Annotated in this window: 16 protein-coding genes and 1 tRNA gene; 8 read left to right on the top strand and 9 right to left on the bottom strand. The window is 32.4% G+C overall.

Annotation, left to right across the window (positions count from 1 at the left end; genetic code table 11):
- Positions 1 to 361: 361 nt before the first annotated feature.
- The 7 genes from HNV10_RS00575 to HNV10_RS00545 form a co-directional block, all read right to left on the bottom strand.
- Positions 362 to 1,954 (bottom strand): NADP-dependent glyceraldehyde-3-phosphate dehydrogenase, encoded by a 1,593-nt coding sequence (locus tag HNV10_RS00575; RefSeq protein WP_173299390.1) that lies wholly within the window; start codon positions 1,952 to 1,954, stop codon positions 362 to 364.
- Positions 1,955 to 2,026: 72 nt separating this feature from the next.
- Positions 2,027 to 3,295 (bottom strand): threonine ammonia-lyase, encoded by a 1,269-nt coding sequence (ilvA, locus tag HNV10_RS00570; RefSeq protein WP_173299389.1) that lies wholly within the window; start codon positions 3,293 to 3,295, stop codon positions 2,027 to 2,029.
- 102 nt (positions 3,296 to 3,397) lie between these two features.
- On the bottom strand, positions 3,398 to 4,897 hold the full coding sequence (gene ilvC / locus HNV10_RS00565; protein WP_173299388.1) for a ketol-acid reductoisomerase: 1,500 nt from the start codon (positions 4,895 to 4,897) through the stop codon (positions 3,398 to 3,400).
- 16 nt (positions 4,898 to 4,913) lie between these two features.
- Entirely contained in the window at positions 4,914 to 5,435 is a 522-nt protein-coding gene (ilvN, locus tag HNV10_RS00560) for an acetolactate synthase small subunit (protein ID WP_173299387.1), read from the bottom strand.
- A gap of 2 nt (positions 5,436 to 5,437) precedes the next feature.
- Entirely contained in the window at positions 5,438 to 7,174 is a 1,737-nt protein-coding gene (ilvB, locus tag HNV10_RS00555) for a biosynthetic-type acetolactate synthase large subunit (protein ID WP_173299386.1), read from the bottom strand.
- A 62-nt stretch (positions 7,175 to 7,236) separates the two neighbouring features.
- The gene (gene ilvD, locus HNV10_RS00550; RefSeq protein WP_173299385.1) at positions 7,237 to 8,916 is read right to left on the bottom strand and encodes a dihydroxy-acid dehydratase; all 1,680 of its coding nucleotides are present in this window, start codon (positions 8,914 to 8,916) and stop codon (positions 7,237 to 7,239) included.
- A gap of 292 nt (positions 8,917 to 9,208) precedes the next feature.
- Positions 9,209 to 9,284, bottom strand: a tRNA-Phe gene (locus tag HNV10_RS00545).
- 102 nt (positions 9,285 to 9,386) lie between these two features.
- Here HNV10_RS00545 and HNV10_RS00540 point away from each other — a divergent pair.
- From HNV10_RS00540 to HNV10_RS00510, 7 genes are all read left to right on the top strand, one after another.
- Entirely contained in the window at positions 9,387 to 10,115 is a 729-nt protein-coding gene (locus tag HNV10_RS00540; protein ID WP_173299384.1) for a type III pantothenate kinase, read from the top strand.
- Complete coding sequence (locus tag HNV10_RS00535; protein ID WP_173299383.1) at positions 10,115 to 11,425, top strand: hypothetical protein; 1,311 nt, start codon at positions 10,115 to 10,117, stop codon at positions 11,423 to 11,425. The genes HNV10_RS00540 and HNV10_RS00535 overlap by 1 nt, the downstream gene beginning before the upstream one ends.
- 16 nt (positions 11,426 to 11,441) lie before the next feature.
- Positions 11,442 to 12,812 carry a tetratricopeptide repeat protein gene (locus tag HNV10_RS00530; protein ID WP_173299382.1) on the top strand — a complete coding sequence of 457 codons (1,371 nt, stop codon included), beginning with the start codon at positions 11,442 to 11,444 and terminating at the stop codon, positions 12,810 to 12,812.
- Positions 12,812 to 13,378, top strand: coding sequence for an LPS export ABC transporter periplasmic protein LptC (gene lptC, locus HNV10_RS00525; protein WP_173299381.1), 567 nt, complete (start codon positions 12,812 to 12,814; stop codon positions 13,376 to 13,378). Before HNV10_RS00530 ends, lptC begins: the two co-directional genes overlap by 1 nt.
- Positions 13,379 to 13,411: 33 nt before the next feature.
- Entirely contained in the window at positions 13,412 to 13,603 is a 192-nt protein-coding gene (locus tag HNV10_RS00520) for a hypothetical protein (RefSeq protein ID WP_173299380.1), read from the top strand.
- Between the two features lie 3 nt (positions 13,604 to 13,606).
- A complete protein-coding gene (locus tag HNV10_RS00515; protein WP_173299379.1) occupies positions 13,607 to 14,896 on the top strand; it encodes a hemolysin family protein in 1,290 nt (429 codons plus the stop codon).
- A gap of 106 nt (positions 14,897 to 15,002) precedes the next feature.
- Positions 15,003 to 17,150, top strand: a complete 2,148-nt coding sequence (locus HNV10_RS00510; RefSeq protein WP_173299378.1) for a SurA N-terminal domain-containing protein — start codon at positions 15,003 to 15,005, stop codon at positions 17,148 to 17,150.
- Between the two features lie 107 nt (positions 17,151 to 17,257).
- On the opposite strand, the gene HNV10_RS00505 is transcribed toward HNV10_RS00510, so the two are convergent.
- Both HNV10_RS00505 and HNV10_RS00500 read right to left on the bottom strand, forming a co-directional pair.
- A complete protein-coding gene (locus HNV10_RS00505) occupies positions 17,258 to 18,190 on the bottom strand; it encodes a GYDIA family GHMP kinase (RefSeq protein ID WP_173299377.1) in 933 nt (310 codons plus the stop codon).
- A gap of 13 nt (positions 18,191 to 18,203) precedes the next feature.
- Positions 18,204 to 19,520: a hydroxymethylglutaryl-CoA reductase, degradative gene (locus HNV10_RS00500; RefSeq protein ID WP_173299376.1), complete on the bottom strand. Its 1,317-nt coding sequence runs from the start codon at positions 19,518 to 19,520 to the stop codon at positions 18,204 to 18,206.
- A gap of 150 nt (positions 19,521 to 19,670) precedes the next feature.
- Here HNV10_RS00500 and HNV10_RS00495 point away from each other — a divergent pair, with 150 nt between their 5' ends.
- The gene (locus HNV10_RS00495) at positions 19,671 to 21,872 is read left to right on the top strand and encodes a S9 family peptidase (protein ID WP_173299375.1); all 2,202 of its coding nucleotides are present in this window, start codon (positions 19,671 to 19,673) and stop codon (positions 21,870 to 21,872) included.
- Positions 21,873 to 21,894 lie beyond the last annotated feature (22 nt).

The following is a 21,894-nucleotide window of genomic DNA, read 5'->3' as shown; positions in this document are numbered from 1 at the left end:
CCTGAGTTCCTAAATAATAATGTACCCTTACGGGCGACGATTACGAACACAACGTAATGTGTTTCTGGTTGAAACGGGTAGTACTAAATCTAAAGTGGAAAATATGTTATTTGAATTGTTCAATGTAAAAAAATAAAAGATTAACTAAATGGTTTAAAGTAGTTCCATTAGCGACGTCGCAAGTTTGACGAGCGTGTGGGTCTTTCTATTCTATTTTTTTGACTTAACATAGTGTAAATTTAGAATTATTATTTAATAATAATCTTAAAACAAGTTCTTTTTTTTAAGTTTTACGAATTTCATAATTCTTTTAAATAAAACTGTAAATATTTCATTAATAAGTGTTTTGATACACGTTTTATTACAGAATATAATCTGTGCTCACAAAATTTGAAGCTCTAGAATCTAGTAAATCCTTTAAAATACCATTGTTGTAATCGTTGTCTTTAGAAGCTACAAAAGTTCTAATTGAAAATGAACGTAAAGCATCATGGACACTTAACGTTGCTACAGCCGAATCTTTTCGTCCCGTAAAAGGATAAACGTCTGGACCACGTTGACAAGAACTATTAAGGTTTACACGACAAACTAAATTCACTAAAGTATCAATTAATGGCGCCAGAGTTTTTACATCTTTACCAAATAAACTCACTTGTTGACCGTAATTAGATTCTGCCATATCATCTAATGGTTCTTCAATATCTGAAAATGGAACTACTGGAATTACTGGTCCAAATTGCTCTTCTTGAAAAACGCGCATGTCTTTTGTTACAGGATATAATACAGCAGGAAAAATATAATTTTCAGTTGTTTCTCCTCCTTTAGAGTTAATGACTTGAGCTCCTTTCTCTGTGGCATCGTTTATTAAATCTTGAATATAATCTGGCTTGTCTGGCTCTGGAAGTGGTGTTAATTTGGCATCATCTTCCCAAGGATTACCAAATTTTAGCGCATCTACTTTAGCTGAAAAACGTTTGTTAAACTCTTCCACAATTGCTTCATGTACATATAATACTTTTAAGGCTGTACAACGTTGACCATTGAATGATGTTGTACCTGCAATACATTCGTCTATTGCTAAATCTAAATCAGCGTCTGGAAGTACGATTGCTGGATTTTTAGCTTCTAATCCTAGTACTAAACGCAATCTGTTACTTTTTGGGTGTTGATTTTGTAAAGCATTAGCCGATTTACTATTGCCTATTAAAGCTAAAACATCAACTTTGCCTGTTTGCATTATAGGTGCAGCAACGGTTCTTCCACGTCCGTAAATAATGTTTACAACGCCTTTTGGGAAACTATCTCTAAAAGCCTCTAACAAAGGTGTAATTAATAGAACACCGTGTTTTGCTGGTTTAAAAATGGTTGTATTACCCATCATTATAGCAGGAATTAATAATGCGAATGTTTCATTTAATGGATAGTTATATGGTCCTAAACATAAAACAACACCCAATGGTCCTCTTTTGATGTGAGCATAGACACCATCATGTTTATCAAACTTTGCACTATTTCGATCCATTTGCTTGTAGTCTTCAATGGTATCGTATATATATTCTACAGTTCTGTCGAATTCTTTTTGAGAATCAGATAGGTTTTTACCAATTTCCCACATTAATAGTTTTACAACTTCATCTCGTTTAGTTTTCATATGTTCAACAAACTTTTCCATACAAGCAATCCTGTTTTCAACTTTCATTGTTGGCCATAAACCTTGTCCTTTGTTGTAAGCAGAAACAGCAGCATCTAATGCTTTTATAGCTTCTTTTTTGCCTAAAGTTGGAATAGTTCCTAAAAGAGTTGGTTTATAATCTTCTGTTGAAGAAATTGTAGAATAAACATTAGAAGTATCTCCTCTCCACGGTATTAATGCACCATCAACTAAATAGGTGTTTTGATTAACTAATGTTTTAATTTTAAATTGCTCTGGAATATTTGCAAATGTTGAAGTCATAATTATTTATTCTAAAATATTATTAATAAAGATACTAAAAGCACTTTTTTAGAACGTTAAGTTTTTGTTATACTATACTAAAAACTGAAATAAATCTGGTTTGTTATTTAGGTAATCTCCGAAGAAATTATGTTGTTTCATTTTGGAAATTAATGGATCTAAATCTTCGGGAGATTTTAATTGTAAGCCAACAACAGCAACATCGTTTTCCCTATTGGCTTTTTTAGTGTATTCAAAATGTGTAATATCATCCGTTGGACCTAAAATGTCTACAACAAAATCCCGTAGAGCTCCTGCTCGTTGAGGAAATTTAATGATAAAATAATGTTTAAGGTTGGCATAGAGTAGGGCACGTTCTTTAATTTCTGCCATTCTTGTAATGTCGTTATTACTTCCACTTATAACACACACTACATTTTTATCTTTAATCTCGTCTTTAAATTGTTCTAAAGCACAAAGACTTAAAGCGCCTGCAGGCTCAACTACAATAGCGTCTTTATTATATAAATCTAAAATGGTTTGGCAAATTTCTCCTTCTTCTACCGTAACTACCCGATGTATTGTTTCTTTACATATGGCGAAGTTTAAATCTCCAACGCGTTTAACAGCAGCACCATCGACAAAATTATCTATAGTATCTAATTCAATATTTTGGTTAGATCTAATAGAATTTAACATAGCTGCAGCCCCTTTTGGTTCTACACTAATTATTTTTGTTTGTGGAGATAGTAGTTTAAAAACGGAAGATAGACCAGAGGCTAAACCACCTCCTCCTACAGGAACAAAAACATAATCAATAGGATGCTCTTTAGCTTGATCAATTATTTCTAATCCAACTGTTGCTTGTCCTTCAATAACCTTTTCGTCGTTAAATGGGTGTACAAATGTCTTATCCATGTCTTTACTCTGTTGCATTGCTGCATGGTAAGCATCGTCAAAAGTATCACCAACTAAAACAATATCAACATAATCTTCACCAAACATTTTTACCTGTTCAATTTTTTGATTAGGTGTTGGTGCAGGCATAAAAATTGTACCTCTAATTTTTAAAAGTTTACAAGAAATAGCTACGCCTTGTGCATGATTTCCCGCACTTGCGCATACAATTCCATTTTCGATATGAGTTTTATCTAAGGATGAAATTTTATTATAAGCTCCTCTAATTTTATATGAACGAACTTCTTGTAAGTCTTCTCTTTTAAGATATATATTAGCTTTAAAATGTTTAGAATATCTTGAGTTTTTTATAAGAGGCGTTACAGAAGCAATACCATTTAGTTTTTCTGCCGCAGCCTCAATGGATTTTAGAGTTGGTCTATATTTAGTTTTAGTTTCTTTCATGTTTTCTTCCCTTAAAAAAGGGAATATCTTTAATTTAAAAACCTACAAGGTTTTTACTTTGACAATGCATGGCCATCATAAAAATCTTGTAGGTTAATTGTATTATGCTAATACAGATTCTTTAGCATCTTCAGTTTTAATTACTTTCATTGCGGTCATCGCTGCACGTAAACGTTGCCCAACAGCTTCAATTGGATGATTTCTTATGGCATCATTAATAGCAATTAATTCTACATTATCAACACCTGTTGATTTTGAAAATGGCTTACCTATAATTGAAGTGTCTACCGTTTTCATAAAATCAGTTAATAAAGGTTTGCAAGCATGGTCAAATAAATAACAACCATATTCTGCAGTATCAGAAATAACTCGGTTCATTTCAAATAATTTCTTTCTAGCGATAGTGTTAGCAATTAACGGTAATTCATGTAAAGATTCGTAATAAGCAGAATCTTCAATTATACCTGCAGCAACCATGGTTTCAAATGCTAGTTCTACTCCAGATTTTACGAAAGCGACCAATAAGACACCATTATCAAAATATTCTTGCTCAGAAATATGCTCTGAAGTTAAAGCTGTTTTTTCAAAAGCAGTTTCTCCAGTAGCTGCTCTCCAAGTTAATAAGTTAATATCATCATTTGCCCAATCTTCCATCATTGTTTTTGAGAAATGGCCAGATATAATATCATCCATATGCTTTTCAAATAATGGACGCATAATACCTTTAAGTTCTTCGGATAATTCGTAAGCTTTAATTTTTGCAGGATTAGATAGACGATCCATCATATTAGTGATTCCTCCATGTTTTAAAGCTTCAGTAATAGTTTCCCAACCAAATTGAATTAATTTAGCAGCATAGCCAGGCTCAATACCTTCTTCTACCATTTTATCGAAAGATAAAATTGCTCCAGTTTGTAGCAAACCACAAAGAATGGTTTGTTCTCCCATTAAATCAGATTTCACTTCTGCTATAAAAGAAGATTCTAAAACACCAGCACGATGTCCGCCTGTTGCTGCAGCATAAGCTTTTGCTTGTGCCCAACCTTTACCTTCAGGGTCATTTTCTGGGTGAACTGCGGTTAGTGTTGGCACACCAAAACCACGCTTGTATTCTTCTCTAACTTCTGTTCCTGGACACTTTGGTGCTACCATTATAACAGTTAAATCTTCACGGATTTTAGTGCCTTCTTCAACGATGTTAAAACCATGAGAATAGCTTAGTGTTGCCCCTTTTTTCATTAATGGCATCACAGCTTTTACAACACTAGTATGTTGTTTGTCTGGAGTTAAATTTAAGACTAAATCTGCAGTTGGAATTAATTCTTGGTATGTACCAACATTAAATCCGTTAGATGTTGCATTTTTGTATGAATCACGTTTTTCATCAATAGCAACTTGTCTTAAGGCATATGAAATATCTAATCCGGAATCGCGCATATTTAAACCTTGGTTAAGGCCTTGTGCTCCACAACCTACAATCACTATTTTCTTTCCTAATAATGCGTTTACGCCATCTTCAAATTCTGAAGCATCCATAAAACGACATTTTCCCAATTGCCCTAATTGTTCTCTTAATGGTAATGTGTTAAAATAATTTGACATGATTTTATTTAATCTTTTAATTAATTTCTAGTAATAATTCTGATATGGCCATTTTTGGTCTTGTTATGGCAATACGACCTGAACGGACAAATTGTAACAAGCCATATGGTTTTAATTTTTCGTACATATTATCTATATCTTCCTTTAAGCCAGAAGCTTCAATAACAAAATAATTTTCTGTTATAGATATAATATGTGCGCGTCTAAATTTCATTTTATTCTGAATTGTCTCATCATACAAATGTTTTGATGAAATTTTAAATAAAGCTGTTTCGTGATAAATGATTTCGTCTTCTGTATGATAAAAGGCTCTAATAACTTCAATTTGTTTTTCTAACTGACCAACGACTTTTCTAATTAAAGTTTTTGTTACTATGACTACAAATGTAAATCTATGTACATCTTCAATTTCGGATTTTGAAACGGTCATACTTTCAATATTAATATGACGTTTTAAAAATATTGCCGACAAACGGTTTAATATCCCAACATTGTTTTCGGTATAAACCGAAACCGTAAAATTTTGTTTCTCTTCCATTCTTATTTTAGTCTTATATCTGAAACACAAGCTCCTGTAGGAATCATTGGAAATACGTTATCCTCTTTTTCTACACAAACTTCTAAGAAATAGGCTTCTTTACTTTCTATCATTTCTTTTACTGCATCTGCCAATTCTTCTCGTTTTGTTACTTTTCTTGCTTTTATATAATAGCCTTCTGCTATGGCTACAAAATTTGGGTTTATCATTTCTGTAGAGGCATAGCGTTTATCAAAAAATAACTGCTGCCATTGACGCACCATGCCAAGAAAATCATTGTTTAAAACCACTACTTTTACGGCTGCTTTTTGCTGAAAGATGGTACCCAATTCTTGAATTGTCATTTGGTATCCTCCATCACCAGAAATAGAAATAACTTCACGTTCTGGTGTAGCCATTTTTGCTCCAATTGCAGCTGGAAGACCAAATCCCATAGTGCCTAATCCTCCTGAGGTAATGTTACTTCTTGTGTTTTTAAACTCTGCATAGCGACAAGCAATCATTTGATGTTGACCAACATCTGTAACAATGGCTGCTTCTCCATCTGTTTGTTTGTTTATTTCTTTTAAAACTTCACCCATAGTTAGGCCTTCTTTGGTTGGATGTAAGTCGTTTTTAATTACTTCGTCGTATTCTATAGCATACAAATCTTTAAATTCTTGATGCCATTCAGAATGTTTGTTTTTATTTAGTAATGGTAAAAGTTGCGTTAGACTTTCTTTAGAATCACCTAAAACGGCGACATCGGTTTTTACGTTTTTATCAATTTCGGCAGGATCTATCTCAAAGTGGATGACCTTTGCTTGTTTTGCATAGGTTTCTAAATTGCCAGTAACACGATCGTCAAAACGCATACCAATTGCAATTAATACATCGCACTCATTTGTTAATTTATTTGGCGCATAATTTCCATGCATTCCTACCATACCAATATTTAAAGGATGTGCAGTTGGAATTGCAGAGGCACCGAGAATTGTCCATGCTGAAGGAATGCCTGCTTTTTCAATTACGGCTTTTAATTCTTTTTCAGCTCCACCTAGAATTACACCTTGTCCCCAAACAATCATTGGTTTTTTTGCGGCATTTATTAATTCTGCAGCCTTTTTTACCATAGAACTATCTGTTTCTGGAACTGCTTTATAGCTTCTTACTTTTGTGCATTTTTTGTATGTAAAGTCGAATTCTTCAAACTGTGCATCTTTTGTTATATCTACTAAAACAGGACCTGGGCGACCACTTTTGGCTATGTAAAATGCTTTGGCCATAATTTCGGGAATCTCTGAAGCCTTAGTGATTTGATAATTCCATTTTGTTACAGGTGTTGAAATACCAATAATATCAGTTTCCTGAAAAGCATCACTTCCTAGTAAATGAGAGCCCACTTGACCTGTAATGCAGACCATTGGAGTTGAGTCTATTTGAGCATCAGCTATTCCGGTGATAAGGTTTGTGGCACCAGGACCAGACGTTGCAATACAAACGCCAACTCTTCCTGAAATACGAGCGAAACCTTGAGCGGCATGAGTTGCGCCTTGTTCATGACGTGCTAAGACGTGATGAATTTTATCTTGATATTTATATAATTCATCATAAACAGGCATAATTGCGCCTCCAGGATATCCATATAGAATATCAACATCTTCAGCTAACAAACATTTTATAACAGCTTCACTGCCAGAAATACGTTCTGTAGTTTCGTTGTCTTTGATTTGACTTTTTATGGTTAGAGTTTCTTTCATCCTTTTTATATTCGAGACTCTTAGACTGCGCTTAGAGTCACATATTGTTTAGATTTTGTTTTCTAGAATTCATCTGTTACACATCCTTTGGATGCAGATGATACTGTTTTAGCATATTTGTATAAAACACCGCGTTCAAACTTTAATTCTGGTGCTTTCCATTTTGCTCTTCTTTTTTGAAGTTCAACTTCAGAAACTTCAAGCGAAATAGAATTAGTTTCTGCGTCTATAGTGATAATATCTCCATCTTTAACGACAGCAATTGTACCACCTTCTTGAGCTTCTGGTGTAATATGCCCAACCACAAATCCGTGTGTGCCACCAGAAAATCTTCCGTCCGTAATTAAAGCGACATCCTTACCTAAACCTGCTCCCATAATAGCAGCTGTTGGTTTTAGCATTTCTGGCATACCTGGACCACCTTTAGGTCCTTCATATCTTATTACAACCACATCGCCTTTTTCTACTTTTCCGTCTCTAATTCCATCGTTTGCTGCATATTCGCCTTCAAAAACTTTAGCTTTTCCTCGGAAACATAATCCTTCTTTTCCAGTGATTTTAGCAACACTTCCATCTGTAGCTAAATTTCCATACAACATTCTTAAATGCCCAGAAATTTTAATAGGCTCTTCAATAGGTTTTATAACATCTTGACCTTCGGTTAAGTCAGCAACATCTAATAAGTTTTCTGCTATTGTTTTTCCTGTAACGGTTAAACAATCTCCATGTATTAGCCCTTTTTTCAAAAGATATTTTAATACTGCAGGAATTCCTCCAACGGCATGTACATCTTCCATTAAGTATTTACCACTTGGTTTTAAATCTGCCAAAAATGGTGTATTGTCACTTATATCTTGAAAATCTTTTAGTGTAAAGTCTATTTGAGCCGCTCTTGCAATGGCTAAAAAGTGCAAAACTGCATTTGTAGAGCCTCCTAAAATTGTGACTAATCTTACGGCATTTTCAAGAGACTTTCTTGTAATAATATCAGAAGGCTTTATGTCTTTTTCTAGCAATACTCTTAAGGCTTCACCAGCTTTTATAGATTCTTCTTTTTTAGCATCACTTAATGCAGGATTAGAAGAATTGAAAGGTAATGTCATACCTAAAGCTTCAATTGCTGAAGCCATTGTGTTAGCTGTATACATGCCACCACACGCACCAGCTCCAGGACATGCTTTTTCTACAATATTTTGGTATTCGTTTTCGTCCATTGTGCCTGCAACCTTGCTTCCCCAAGCTTCAAAAGCAGAAACAACGTCTAATTTTTTACCATTATGACAACCAGAATCAATTGTACCACCATAAACTAATATTGATGGGCGATTTAAACGAATCATTGCCATTAAAGCACCAGGCATATTTTTGTCGCATCCAACAACAGTAACTAGTCCATCATAACTCATGGCTTGTACTACGGTTTCCATTGAATCTGCAATAATATCACGAGAAGGTAATGAATAACGCATACCAGGAGTTCCCATAGATATACCATCACTAACACCAATAGTATTAAAAATTAATCCAATGACTTCTTCATTTTTTGTACCTTCCTTAACTAATTTAGCTAAGTCATTAAGGTGCATATTACAAGGGTTTCCTTCATAACCTGTACTGGCAATACCAACAATTGGTTTAAAAAAATCTTCTTTTGTTAATCCAATAGCATGCAACATTGCTTGTGCTGCTGGTTGTGTTGGATCTTGTGTGACTGTTTTGCTGTATTTATTTAGTTCGCTCATAATTTTATTTAGGCAAAAATGATTTGCAGAAACTAAATTACCTGATATGTGTTTCTTTTAGTTTATCGATGCGTTTTTTATTCTAAACTCAATTGTGTATGATGGTTGTTAATACGTTGGTAATCATATTTTTAGAGATGTATTTATATGATGTTCAAATAGTGTAAAAATTTTTGAATAAATTTTAAATTTTACATTTGGTAAAGCGATAATTAAACAGAAATGCTAAAAAAAAATAGATTAATTAAAGTTTATAACCAAAAAACCCGATTCAGTTGAATCGGGTTTTTGATGGTGGTGCCTCCAGGAATCGAACCAGGGACACAAGGATTTTCAGTCCTTTGCTCTACCAACTGAGCTAAGGCACCAATTGCTTAATTAAGCGGATGCAAATATAGATGCATTTTTATTATTCACAAAAAGAATTTGCTAAAATTTGATTTTATAAATTTGTATCTTAATAAATATATATGAATCTTATTGTAGATGTGGGAAATACGTATGTTAAATTTGCCGTTTTTGATAATGGAAATTTAATTTATAAGATGAGTTTTAAGCTCAATGAGTTTAAAATGCAATATAAAAATTTAAAAAAAGCATATCCAAAATTAAATAAAGCAATTGTTTCTTCAGTTGGACATTTATCAAAAAAAGAAATAGCATTGATAGAATCTGATATGCCAATTACAGAACTTAACGTAGAAACTAATTTACCCTTTGAGAATCTCTATGCTACTCCAAAAACCTTAGGAGTAGATAGAATAGCGTTGGTAAGCGCATCTGTTGATCAATTTTTAGACAATAATGTTTTAATTATAGATGCAGGAACATGTATTACATATGATTTTATAACCAAGGATAATAAGTATTTAGGAGGAGCAATTTCTCCAGGAATTAGATTGCGATACAAAGCATTACATAGTTTAACGGCTAATTTGCCACTTCTTGAAACTAAAGTGCCAAAAAATATCATTGGAGATTCAACTGAATCTTCAATTCATTCTGGTGTTGTAAATGGTGTAGTTAATGAAATTGATGGAATAATTGGTCAATATTTAAAAGAATATTCAGATTTAACAGTTATTTTAACAGGTGGTGACACTAAATTTTTGTTAAACCAATTAAAAAATACCATATTTGCGAATTCAGATTTTCTTTTAGAAGGTTTGAATTTTATTCTAGAATATAATTCAAAATAATGATAAAACGATTCATTGTAATTTTCATTGCAATAATAAGTTCTGCCGCCTTTGCGCAAGAAGGAACAGGTTCACCATATTCTTTTTATGGTATAGGGAGTCTTAAGTTTAAAGGTACAGTAGAAAACCGAAGTATGGGTGGCATGAGTGTCTACTTGGATAGTATTCATTTAAATTTAAGTAATCCGGCTTCATATGCTGGTAGAAATTTAGAATATTCGGGGTTTGACGGAGAAAGTAGACCTATAAAATTTTCTGTTGCCGGTACCACATCTAGTAGTACTTTAAAGACTGATTCAGAAAGCGCAAATACAAACAGTACAATATTTGATTATTTAGCACTTTCTGTACCTATTGGTAAATTTGGTTTTGGCTTTGGGTTAATGCCATATACATCTGTTGGTTATAAATTAGATGATGTAAATGATAGTGATTATTTAGTAAATCGCTTTAGTGGAGAAGGTGGACTTAATAGGGTTTTTGCAGGTTTTGGTTATCAAATTAATAATCAATTAGGTGTTGGAGTTGATATTAATTATAACTTTGGAAATATCCAAAATACGGCAATAGAAGTTAAATATACACCTGAAAATGAGCTAATACAGTATCAAACTCGAGAATTTAATAGGGCTGACTTACGTGGCCTAAATTTAAATTTTGGTTTGACTTACAAAGCTATGATTACAAATAAATTAGAATTATCTGCTACAACAACATTTACTCCAGGTAGTACATTAGATTCAGAAAATATAAGATCGTATTCTACTGTGACTTTAAATAGTGATTATGAAGTTGCTGGTATTTCAAACACAATTAATGAAGATGTAGAAGATACTGAATTAACTTTACCTTCAAAATTTACAATTGGAGCAGGTATAGGGCAACCAAAATCTTGGTTTGTTGGTGCTGAGTATACATTTCAAAATACAAGTGATTTTTCTAATCCATTGTATTCTAGTCAAAATGCTGTAACTTCTTATGAGAATGCTTCCCAAATTTCTCTTGGAGGATTCTATATTCCTAAGTATAATGCCTTTTCTGGTTATTTTAATCGTGTTGTGTATAGGGCAGGAGTTAAATACGAAAATACAGGTTTAATAATAAAAGATGAGCCAATTAATGAGTTTGGCATGTCTTTTGGTCTAGGTTTACCAGTTGGGAATCGTAGTATGTTTTCAAATGCTAATTTTGGCTTTGAATTTGGAAGACGAGGAACACGAGAGAAAAATTTAATCTTAGAGAATTTTGTAAACTTCAATGTAAGTTTATCTTTAAATTCAAGATGGTTTGAACAAAAAAAATATTACTAATATAATTAACTTTAAAATGAAGACGAGAATTACAATACTGTTTTTAGCCCTAATGATGAGTGTAAACTTGGGTTTTGCACAAGATGATAACCAGGAAGAATGCATGAACAATCTTTCTCTTTTTGATGGCTATGCAAAAAGTAAAAAATATGATGATGCATACGGACCATGGAAAATTGTAAGAGAAAAATGTCCAAAATTTAATAGAGCTATTTATGTGCATGGAGAAAAAATTCTAAAACATAAAATAGAAAACTCTACTGGAGCGGACCAACTAGCGTATATTGAAGATTTAATGTTGCTTTATGATCAGAGTAGAGAGCATTTTGCTTCTAAATATGATTTTGCTGAAGTTACAGTGGATAAGGCTAATTTAGCAAAGAAGTACGAAAAAGAATTAGGAAAGACTGATGAGCAGGTTTACAATATGTTTAATGAGGCATACACAAAAGATGCTAAAAACTTTACTGATGCTAAAGGTTTATATTCTTATTTCTCTTTAGCTGTAGATTTATATGATTCAGGGAAATTATCAGCACAACAAATGTTTGATAAATATGATGATGTTAATGAAATTATTGAAGGTATTACTGAGAGTTTTACAAAAAAGCTAAATACCTATGCAGAAAAAGAAGAGGCAGGTGAACCTTTATCTAAAAAAGATGCACAACGTAAGTCTAGTTACGAATCTTATATTGATGCATTTGAAACTAAAATACTACCAAGTATGGATCAAAAACTTGGAAAAAGAGCAACTTGTGAGGTTTTAATTCCTTTATATCAAAAGGATTTTGAGGAGAACAAAAACAATGGAGTTTGGCTACAGAGAGCAATGAACAGAATGTATGCTAAAGGTTGTAAAGAAGATCCATTATTTTTAAAATTAGTTCAGCAGAAGAATACTATTGAGCCAAGTGCAGACACAGCCTATTATCTTTATGTATTAACAGGTGAGCAGAAGTATATAGATCAAACAATTAAACTATCAACAGATCCATTAAAAAAAGCAAAACTATATAAAGGTTTAGCTCAAGAGTTAAAATCAAAAGGTAGTTATGGTAAAGCAAGACAGTATTATTTTGAAGCTTTAAAGCTTAACCCTTCAGACGGATCACCACATCTTGCAATTGCAACAATGTATGCTAAGAGTGCTAACAATTGTGGAGACTCAAACTTTAATAAAAGAGCTGTATTTTGGTTAGCGGCTAATGAGGCTGAAAAAGCTGGTAGAGTTGATGGTAGATTAAGATCTGCAGCTGCTAAAACAGCAACAAGTTATAGAGCTAGTGCACCTTCTAAAGCTGATATTTTTCAAGCAGGTAATGCTGGCCAAACTATAAAAATTGGCTGTTGGATAGGACGTTCTGTAACAGTTCCAAATATCTAATGATAAATCAGAAATTACATATATATAGAAACTTAGTCACAGCAATTGTTGTGACTTTGTTTTTTTCGTGTAAAAATGATTTCAACGAAGTTCAGAAGGTTGGTGTTTTACAAAATCAACCAATTAGTGAAGCTAAAAATATAGATTTAAAATATACTAAGTTTGTTGATGATACGGTAAGATTGTTAGCTAATCTTATTAGTCCTAAAATGCTAGATTATTCAAATAGAAATTTTCCCTTTCAAGAGTTTCCTAAAGGTATTGAGTTAAGAACTTACGATGAGGATAATAATAAAACTACAATAACTTCAGATTACGCAATTGTTTACAGTGATACAGATATTATTGATTTACAAGGTAATGTTAAGATTGCTACGCAACAAAAAGACACTTTGTTTACAGAGCAATTGTTTTACAATCAGAAGTTAGAATGGGTGTTTACTAATGAGAAATGGCTATTTAAAAGGGCAATTGGGCCATTGTACGGAATTGGCTTTGATGCAGATAAAAACTTTGAAAACTTTCAAATGTTAGAAATGGGTGGCGAATTTGAGCTAGATAATTAGTTACCTTTGCACAACAATCATTTTATTTAATACATGAAAATACAAAAGATTTTTCATTACGCTTATATCGTTTTTGCGATATTGTTTTTATATGATGCCATTTCAAAATGGTCAACAGATAGAAATGGGGCTTATATGATGCTGTTTTTTACAGCTTTAGCTACCTTTATGTTTTTCTTCAGAAAGCGTTTTAGTAAAAGGCAAGAAGAACGTAACAATAAGTAAATCATGACTGCTGATATAGTCGTTATTATAAGTACATTAATACTTTCAGCCTTTTTTTCGGGTATGGAAATTGCTTATGTGTCTGCTAATAAAATTCATATAGAATTAGAAAAGAAACAAGGTGATTTTTTAGGAAAAATTTTAGGTAAACTCACAGCAAGACCTTCAAAGTATATTGCAACGATGCTTATAGGTAATAATATTGCACTGGTTATCTATGGATTTAAAATGGGTGATGTTTTGGTAGGTTGGTTTCAATCTATGTTACCTTTAGATAGCTCAACATTAACGTATTTGTTTACAGATTTACAGTTACTAACTCAAACTATAATTTCAACATTAGTTATTTTAATTACGGCAGAGTTTTTACCTAAAGTATTCTTTCAAATTTATTCAAATTCACTTTTAAAAATTTTAGCCTTTCCTACTTATGTATTTTATGTCTTGTTTTCTTGGATTTCAGATTTTGTAATTTGGATTTCAGATGCCGTATTAAAATACATTTTTAAGGTCGAAGGTGAAGATGTGGTTTTGGCAATGACAAAAGTTGAGCTAGGGAATTATATTACGGAACAAATGGAATCGGTTGAGAATCATGAAGATGTAGATAGCGAAATTCAAATATTTCAGAATGCCTTAGAATTTTCAGATGTAAAAGCACGTGAAGTTATGGTGCCACGTACTGAAATTACGGCTGTTGATATTTCAGAATCAATTGAAAACCTTAGAAAGTTGTTTATTGAGTCTGGCAGAACAAAAATTATAGTGTATAAAGATAGTATTGATGATATATTAGGTTATGTACACGCTTTTGAGTTGTTTAAAAAACCAAAATCTATTAAGTCTATAATTATTTCTGTTGGTTTTGTTCCAGAAACAATTTATATAAAAGACGTTTTAAATATTCTTACCAAAAAACGTAAAAGTATGGCTGTGGTTATAGATGAATATGGCGGAACTGCTGGTATTATGACAGTTGAAGATATTATTGAAGAACTTTTTGGTGAGATTGAAGATGAACACGATACTATTGAGATGGTAGAGGAACAGCTCGACGAAAACACTTATAGATTTTCTGCAAGATTAGAGGTGGATTACATTAATGAAACGTATAAATTGAACCTTCCAGAAAATGAAAACTATGAAACTTTAGGTGGCTTAATTGTAAATGCTACAGAACAGATTCCTCAAGAAAAAGATGATGTACAGATTGATAATTTTAAATTTACAATTACAGAAGTATCATCTACAAAAATTGATGAAGTCTTATTAAAAATCCTAGAAGTAGACTAATACTTAAACAACACTTATAAAAACTGCGTTACTACTTTTATTATTTAGAAGAATATGCTATTTTCGCAGACTTATTTACACCAAAATATACAATACATAAAAGACTATGGCAGTTTTAAATAAAATTAGACAACGTTCACTGATATTAATATTTGTAATAGCAATGGCATTATTTGCTTTTGTTATTGGAGATTTATTTAAAAATTCTTCTGCGTTTTCAGGAGGTTCACAAGACGTCGTTGCTACGATTAATGGTAAAGATATTAAACGAACTGAGTTTCAACAAAAAGTAAAGAACTACCAAGATGCATCAGGTGGAAGACAAACATCTACCCAAGCGATGAACACAATTTACAATCAAGAGCTTCGTAAAATTGTTTTACAGTCTGAATTTGATAAATTAGGTTTATCAGTTGAAAAGGATGAAATGAGAGATTTACTTAAAACAAGTTTTTCGTCATATCCTGAGTTTCAGGATGCAGATGGAAATTTTGATGTAAATCGATTAAACGGTTTTATTTCTAATCTAAAAGACTTAAAAGGTGATACAGCACCTTTAGGTAACTTTTTGGTGAATTATGATAGTTGGACAAATAATGAGCAATCTATTGCTGCAAATGCTATACAGCAAACCTATTATAATATGATTAAAGCAGGTGTTGGTACTACAATTACAGAGGCAGAAGCAGATTATTTTGGTGATGCTAAAACAGTAGATGTGCGTTATGTACAAGTGCCTTACACGTCTATAGCAGATAGTTTGGTTGAAGTTTCTAAGAGCGATATTCAAGCATACATTAATAAGCATAAAGATGCTTACCAAGCTGAGGCTAGCAGAGAAGTTGTGTATGTAGAGTTTAAAGAGGTGGCTTCTAAAGCAGATGAAGATGAAATAAAAGCCGGATTATTAGAGCTAAAAGCAGATAAAACAGAATACAACGAAAGCAGCAAAAACAATGAAACTATTTTAGGTTTTGATTCTGCTACAGATATCGAAGAGTTTGTTAACACATATTCAGATATAAAATACAACGATTCATTTTTAAGAGCTGCAGAATTACCAGCAGTAGCTAAAGACACGTTGTTAAAATTAAGTGTTGGTGATTATTATGGTCCTTATAAGGATGGTGAATACTATAAATTATCTAAAGTAATTGCAACTAAGCAATTGCCAGATTCTGTAAAAGTTCGTCATATTTTAATTCCTAATATTGGAGGTCAAAGAGCAGACGCATCTGTAACCAAAACACCAGAGGAAGCTAAGAAAACGGCAGATAGTATTTTAGCTAAAATTAAAAGTGGAACTAAGTTTATGGATTTATTAGATTTATCTTCTGATAAAGTAAGTAACGAGCAAGATGGAGAAATTGAATTTGATTATAGAGCAGGTATGGCTCCAGAATTTAAAGCATATGCTTTTGATAATAAAGTAGGTGATGTAGATGTTGTACAAACATCATTTGGTTACCATGTTATTGAAATATTGGATCAAAAGAGTTTTAATAAAACAGTAAAAGTTGCAACTATAGCAGATAAGATAGAACCATCTGATGCTACTTTGCAAGAGGTATTTAATAAAATGTCTAAGTTTGAAATTGCAGCTAAAGGTGGTGATTTTAATGCACTAGCAAAAGAACGCGATTTAACAGTAAAGCCAATTTCTTTTAAAGCTTTAGACGAAAATATTCCTGGTTTAGGAAGCCAAAGAGAAGTTGTGCGTTGGGCATTTAATGATGAAACGGAAACAGGAGATTTTAAAAACTTCCCAATATCAAACTTTGGCTTTATAGTAGCTAAAGTAGTTGAAAAAAAGGAAAAAGGTTTAATGAGCACCGAAGATGCTTCTATTACAGCTTTACCTAAAATAAGAAACGAAAAGAAAGCTAAATTAATCCGTGATAAAATCACAGCAACAACAGTTACTGATATTGCCAAAAATCAAGGCGTAAGTCCTAGGACAGCAGCGGCTATTACATTTAAAAACACAACCCTTTCTGGTGCTGGTGTTGAGCCTAAAGTTGTTGGTGCAGCATTTGGTTTAGCTGAAGGAGCTACTTCTAAACCAATTGATGGTGAAAAAGGAGTTTATGTTGTAGAAGTTACTAAAATTTCTGAGGCAACTAAATTAGACAACTATGCTGCTATTGCAAATAGATTAAATAATGAGCGACGTGCGGCAGCACAAACTGCAGTATTTAAAGCATTAGAGAAATCAGCAGAAATTGAAGATAATAGAGCGAAAACGGTTTACTAAACTGATTGTTCTAAAATATTAAAAAAGTGGCTTGGCAGAAATGTGAAGCCATTTTTTTATGCAGTTTAATGATACTAAGTATTTTTGAGTATTGTTAAGTATAAAACTTATAAAATCATAGCTTCATAAGGAATCACAGTATTGAGCCCTTTGGTCTTAAAATAAGTTGTTGGGTCATTACTTGAGGTTACTAGAATAAAATCGCCTCCCCAAGCACCTAAGCTTTTTACAGCACCTTTAAAATCTGAAAACAACCGTGTTTTAATTGGCTCTTGCTGAATAAGGTTGGCAATAATAGTTTCGTGAGTTGCAATTAAGCTTTCAAATTCAGAGAGCGACTTACATGTGCTCATGGCTTCTGTAATGTCTTTAATGTTTTTTATAATCTCACGATTAATCTTATTTAACTTTTTATAAGCCAAAATTCCATCTCTACTATTTTGCTTTTGGTTGAGATAAACAAAGTAAAGATGTTGCTTAAAGTCAGGATTAAAATGTATAGGCTCAACTAAAGGGTTTTTATTAGTATGAAGCTGAAACGTAATTGGATTATCATTTTGAGCACAAGCAATATCATAACCACTGCCGCCAAAGGTTTGTTTTAATAACTGAAAAGCATTTACATTTGCCCAATTTGCGATATTATTAATTAGTGTAGAAGAAGTTCCTAAGCCCCAAAGTCTATTAAAATCTTGATGCGTTTTAATATCGAATCCTTTATCTTTTGATAAAAACTCTGAATTCAAATTGTTAGTAGCTTTTAGTATTTCAATAAGTCGCTTAGAAATGTCATTTTTTAATGCAGATGTCACACTGAGTGCAGTAGATGTGTTTTCAATAGAAAATGTATCCTCAAACCAAACATCTCCTAGTTCATTATAACTTTTCCAATTTATAACATTAGTATTGTTACCAGAAACCGTTAAACTCTGCCCATACTTAGTTGGTATAGCCAAAGCTTTTGCACCATCTAAAACCGCGTATTCGGCAGTTAGTAATAGTTTACCGTTACTTCTATATGTTTTGGTTTTTGTGTTCAAAGGTAAAAATCAATTACTTTCTAAGGTTTTCAATAGCTTCAACAACTGAGCTATGAGATACTACATTGGTTTTAAAATGTTCTATGAGTTGTAATTTTTCGGTATCAGTAGCTTCAAACTGATTTAATATATTCATTAAGTGCATTTTCATATGTCCTTCTTGGATTCCTGTAGTTGTCAAAGATTTAACAGCTCCAAAATTTTGAGCTAATCCTGCAACAGCTACAATCTTCATTAAATCTTTTGCAGTAGGTTTTTGTAGCATTTGCAAAGCAAACTTAACCAAAGGATGAATGCTTGTTAGTCCGCCAACGGTACCTAATGCTAATGGAATTTCAATCCAGAATTTAAAATTGCCATTATCAATAGAACAATGTGTTAAGCTTGTATATTTTCCATCTTTAGCAGCATAGGCGTGTACACCTGCTTCAACGGCTCTAAAATCATTACCTGTTGCTAATACAACGGCATCAATACCATTCATAATACCTTTGTTGTGTGTTACCGCTCTGTAAGGTTCAATTTTAGCGATATCAATAGCTTGCTTAAATTTTTGTGCAAACTCTTCAGGATTAGGAATGTCTATACTTTTTAAATCTTCAATTTTACAAGATACTTCAGCACGAACCAAACAGTTAGGAACGTAGTTAGAAAGGATACTCATTACAATAGAGAGATGCTTTTCTTCGTCATTAAAATCTTCATATTGAAGCGCTTCAGATTTAAGAGTCGTTGCAAATTGTTCTAAACAAGTATTTATGAAATTTGCTCCCATCGCATCCATGGTTTCAAACGTAGCATGGAGTTGATAATAATTAGGTAAATCTTCAGACTTGTTTCGTAATTCAATGTCTAAAATTCCACCTCCTCTGCGTTCCATGCTTTTAGTCATGGAAGCTGTATCGCTCATTAATTTTGGTTTTACATGTTTAAAAAACGTTGTAAGTTTTTTAAAATCGCCTTTATATATAAAATGAACTTGGCCAATTTTTTCAGTAGATACTACTTTGGCTTTAAATCCGCCACGTTCTAACCAAAATTTAGCAGCTTTACTTGCTGCTGCAACAACAGAGCTTTCTTCAATAGCCATAGGAATGGCAAAAAACGTGTTATTAATTAAAAAATTTGGAGCAACGCCTAAAGGTAAATAGTAGTTAGTAATGGTGTTTTCTATAAACTCATCATGTAATTTCTGAAGTTTTTCATCAGAATTCCAATAGCGCTCTACAAGTGTTCTTGCATTTTCTTTTTCAGTAAAATAAGAGTCTAAAAGCCACTCAATCTTTTGAGATTTAGAAAGTTTTGAAAAGCCAGAAATAGTGTTTGGCATATTAGTTTTGTTTTTAGTAAAAACAAAGATACTAGGATTGGTGTAAAATGTGAGCATAATCGATTGTAAATGCCGATTTACTGTTAATAATAGCTGTTTTTTGTATAATTTTTAGTAAACTTGGCATTGGTATATTGAAATAGAAAATTTATGAATTTGAGACATCTTGTTGCTGTTTTTGGCTTTTTAATAACTTCAATTGTTTTTTCTCAAGAAAAACAAATTACACTCCAAGAAATTTGGACTGGAGAATTTAGAACTGAAGGCATGCAGGCCTTGCATTCTATGGCAAATGGAAATCAGTATTCGGTTTTAAATTTTAATAGACAGAATAGAACTTCTACAATAGATATTTACGACTATAAAACTTTAGAAAAAGTAAAAACCTTAATCTCATCGGCTGATATAGCAGAGATTCAAGGTTTTTTTGATTATTCGTTTAATGAAGATGAAACAAAATTAATCCTAACTACAAAGTCTAAACCTGTATTTAGACGTTCTACTTTAGGTGAATATTATATTTATGATATCGCTTCTAAAAATGTAATAAAAGTATCAGATAATTTAGTACAAGAACCAACTTTGTCTCCAGATGGAACTAAGGTAGCTTATGGTTTTGAAAATAACTTGTTCGTTAAGGATTTAAAATCTGGCAAAGTTTCGCAAATTACAACTGATGGTGAAAAGAATAAGATTATAAATGGTATTACAGATTGGGTTTATGAAGAAGAATTTAGTTTTGTAAAAGCTTTTGATTGGAATGCAGATAGCAACCAAATAGCATTTATTAGATTTGATGAAACTAATGTGCCAGAATTTTCAATGGATGTTTATGGTACTGATTTGTACCAAACGCAACACGTATTTAAATACCCAAAAGCAGGTGAGGAAAACTCTAAAGTGTCGTTACACGTATACAACTTAGATTCTAAAAATGTTGAAGAATTAAAAGTAGATAAAACATATCAAGATTTTTATATTCCGAGACTAGAATGGACCAAAGAAGCTAATGTGTTGAGTGTTCAGTTTATGAATCGTCATCAAAACGAATTAGACCTTTGGATGATTGATACAAAAGCAATGACTTCGCAAAAGGTATTAGCCGAAAAAGATAAAGCATACATTGATGTAACGTTTAATTTAACCTTTTTAGAAGATAATAGTTTTATTTGGACGAGTGAATTAGATGGTTTTAACCATATCTATCACTATGCTAAAGATGGAAAACTAATTAACCAAGTAACAAAAGGAAATTGGGAAGTCACCAATTATTATGGTTTTAACGAGAAGGCAAATACCATTTATTTTCAATCTACCGAAAATGGTTCAATAAACAGAGATGTATATTCTATTAAATTAAATGGAAAAAGTAAAAAGCGTTTAACTCAAAAAGACGGAACAAATAACGCATCGTTTAGTGCAGATTTTACTTACTTCATAAATACGTTTTCTAATGCATCAACACCTTATGAATATACTTTAGTGAATTCTAAAAATGGTGAAATTGTAAAAAACATAAAGGATAATAAAAAATTAGCTCAGCAATTAGGTAATTACATTATGTCTAAAAAAGAGTTCGGGACCATTTCTGTTAATGGAAATGATTTAAATATGTGGACAATTAAACCAGCAAATTTTGATGCTAATAAAACGTATCCATTGTTTATGTACCAATATTCTGGGCCAGGTTCTCAACAAGTAGCTAACCGTTGGAATAGTGCAAATGATTATTGGTATCAAATGTTAACTCAGCAAGGTTATATTGTGGTTTGTATAGATGGAAGAGGAACAGGTTTTAAAGGTGCTGATTTTAAAAAAGTAACGCAGAATGAATTAGGTAAATATGAAGTTGAAGACCAAATTGAAGCAGCAAAGCAACTTGGTAAACTAGATTATATTGATGCAGAAAGAATTGGTATTTGGGGTTGGAGCTATGGTGGTTTTATGAGTAGTAATGCTTTATTTAAAGGAAACGATGTGTTTAAAATGGCTATTGCTGTGGCACCTGTTACAAGTTGGAGATTCTACGATACTATTTACACAGAACGTTATATGACCACACCACAAGAAAACCCAACTGGTTATGATGAAAATTCTCCGATAAATCATGTAGATAAACTAAAGGGTGATTTTTTATTAATTCATGGTTCTGGTGATGACAATGTACATGTGCAAAACACCATGCGCATGGTTGAAGCCTTAATACAAGCTGACAAGCAATTTGAATGGATGATTTATCCAGATAAAAATCATGGTATCTATGGAGGAAATACAAGACTTCACTTATATAAAAAGATGACTAACTTTATCCATGAAACATTGGGTGATAAAATTGAAATATCAAAGAATTAAAATTTCTTTTGATTTAGAACTA

The sequence above is a fragment of the Winogradskyella litoriviva genome (genome assembly GCF_013249065.1).
Taxonomy (GTDB): Bacteria; Bacteroidota; Bacteroidia; order Flavobacteriales; family Flavobacteriaceae; genus Winogradskyella; species Winogradskyella litoriviva.
This window is presented reverse-complemented; position numbering and strand designations above follow the sequence as displayed.

Excerpts from the sequence above, each read along its gene's own strand:
- HNV10_RS00540 (WP_173299384.1), top strand. The coding sequence starts at position 9,387 with ATGAATCTTATTGTAGATGTGGGAAATACGTATGTTAAATTTGCCGTT.
- HNV10_RS00535 (WP_173299383.1), top strand. The coding sequence starts at position 10,115 with ATGATAAAACGATTCATTGTAATTTTCATTGCAATAATAAGTTCTGCC.
- ilvB (WP_173299386.1), bottom strand. The coding sequence starts at position 7,174 with ATGAAAGAAACTCTAACCATAAAAAGTCAAATCAAAGACAACGAAACT.
- ilvA (WP_173299389.1), bottom strand. The coding sequence starts at position 3,295 with ATGAAAGAAACTAAAACTAAATATAGACCAACTCTAAAATCCATTGAG.
- HNV10_RS00520 (WP_173299380.1), top strand. The coding sequence starts at position 13,412 with ATGAAAATACAAAAGATTTTTCATTACGCTTATATCGTTTTTGCGATA.
- ilvN (WP_173299387.1), bottom strand. The coding sequence starts at position 5,435 with ATGGAAGAGAAACAAAATTTTACGGTTTCGGTTTATACCGAAAACAAT.
- HNV10_RS00510 (WP_173299378.1), top strand. The coding sequence starts at position 15,003 with ATGGCAGTTTTAAATAAAATTAGACAACGTTCACTGATATTAATATTT.
- HNV10_RS00515 (WP_173299379.1), top strand. The coding sequence starts at position 13,607 with ATGACTGCTGATATAGTCGTTATTATAAGTACATTAATACTTTCAGCC.
- HNV10_RS00500 (WP_173299376.1), bottom strand. The coding sequence starts at position 19,520 with ATGCCAAACACTATTTCTGGCTTTTCAAAACTTTCTAAATCTCAAAAG.
- ilvC (WP_173299388.1), bottom strand. The coding sequence starts at position 4,897 with ATGTCAAATTATTTTAACACATTACCATTAAGAGAACAATTAGGGCAA.
- ilvD (WP_173299385.1), bottom strand. The coding sequence starts at position 8,916 with ATGAGCGAACTAAATAAATACAGCAAAACAGTCACACAAGATCCAACA.
- HNV10_RS00495 (WP_173299375.1), top strand. The coding sequence starts at position 19,671 with ATGAATTTGAGACATCTTGTTGCTGTTTTTGGCTTTTTAATAACTTCA.
- lptC (WP_173299381.1), top strand. The coding sequence starts at position 12,812 with ATGATAAATCAGAAATTACATATATATAGAAACTTAGTCACAGCAATT.
- HNV10_RS00530 (WP_173299382.1), top strand. The coding sequence starts at position 11,442 with ATGAAGACGAGAATTACAATACTGTTTTTAGCCCTAATGATGAGTGTA.
- HNV10_RS00575 (WP_173299390.1), bottom strand. The coding sequence starts at position 1,954 with ATGACTTCAACATTTGCAAATATTCCAGAGCAATTTAAAATTAAAACA.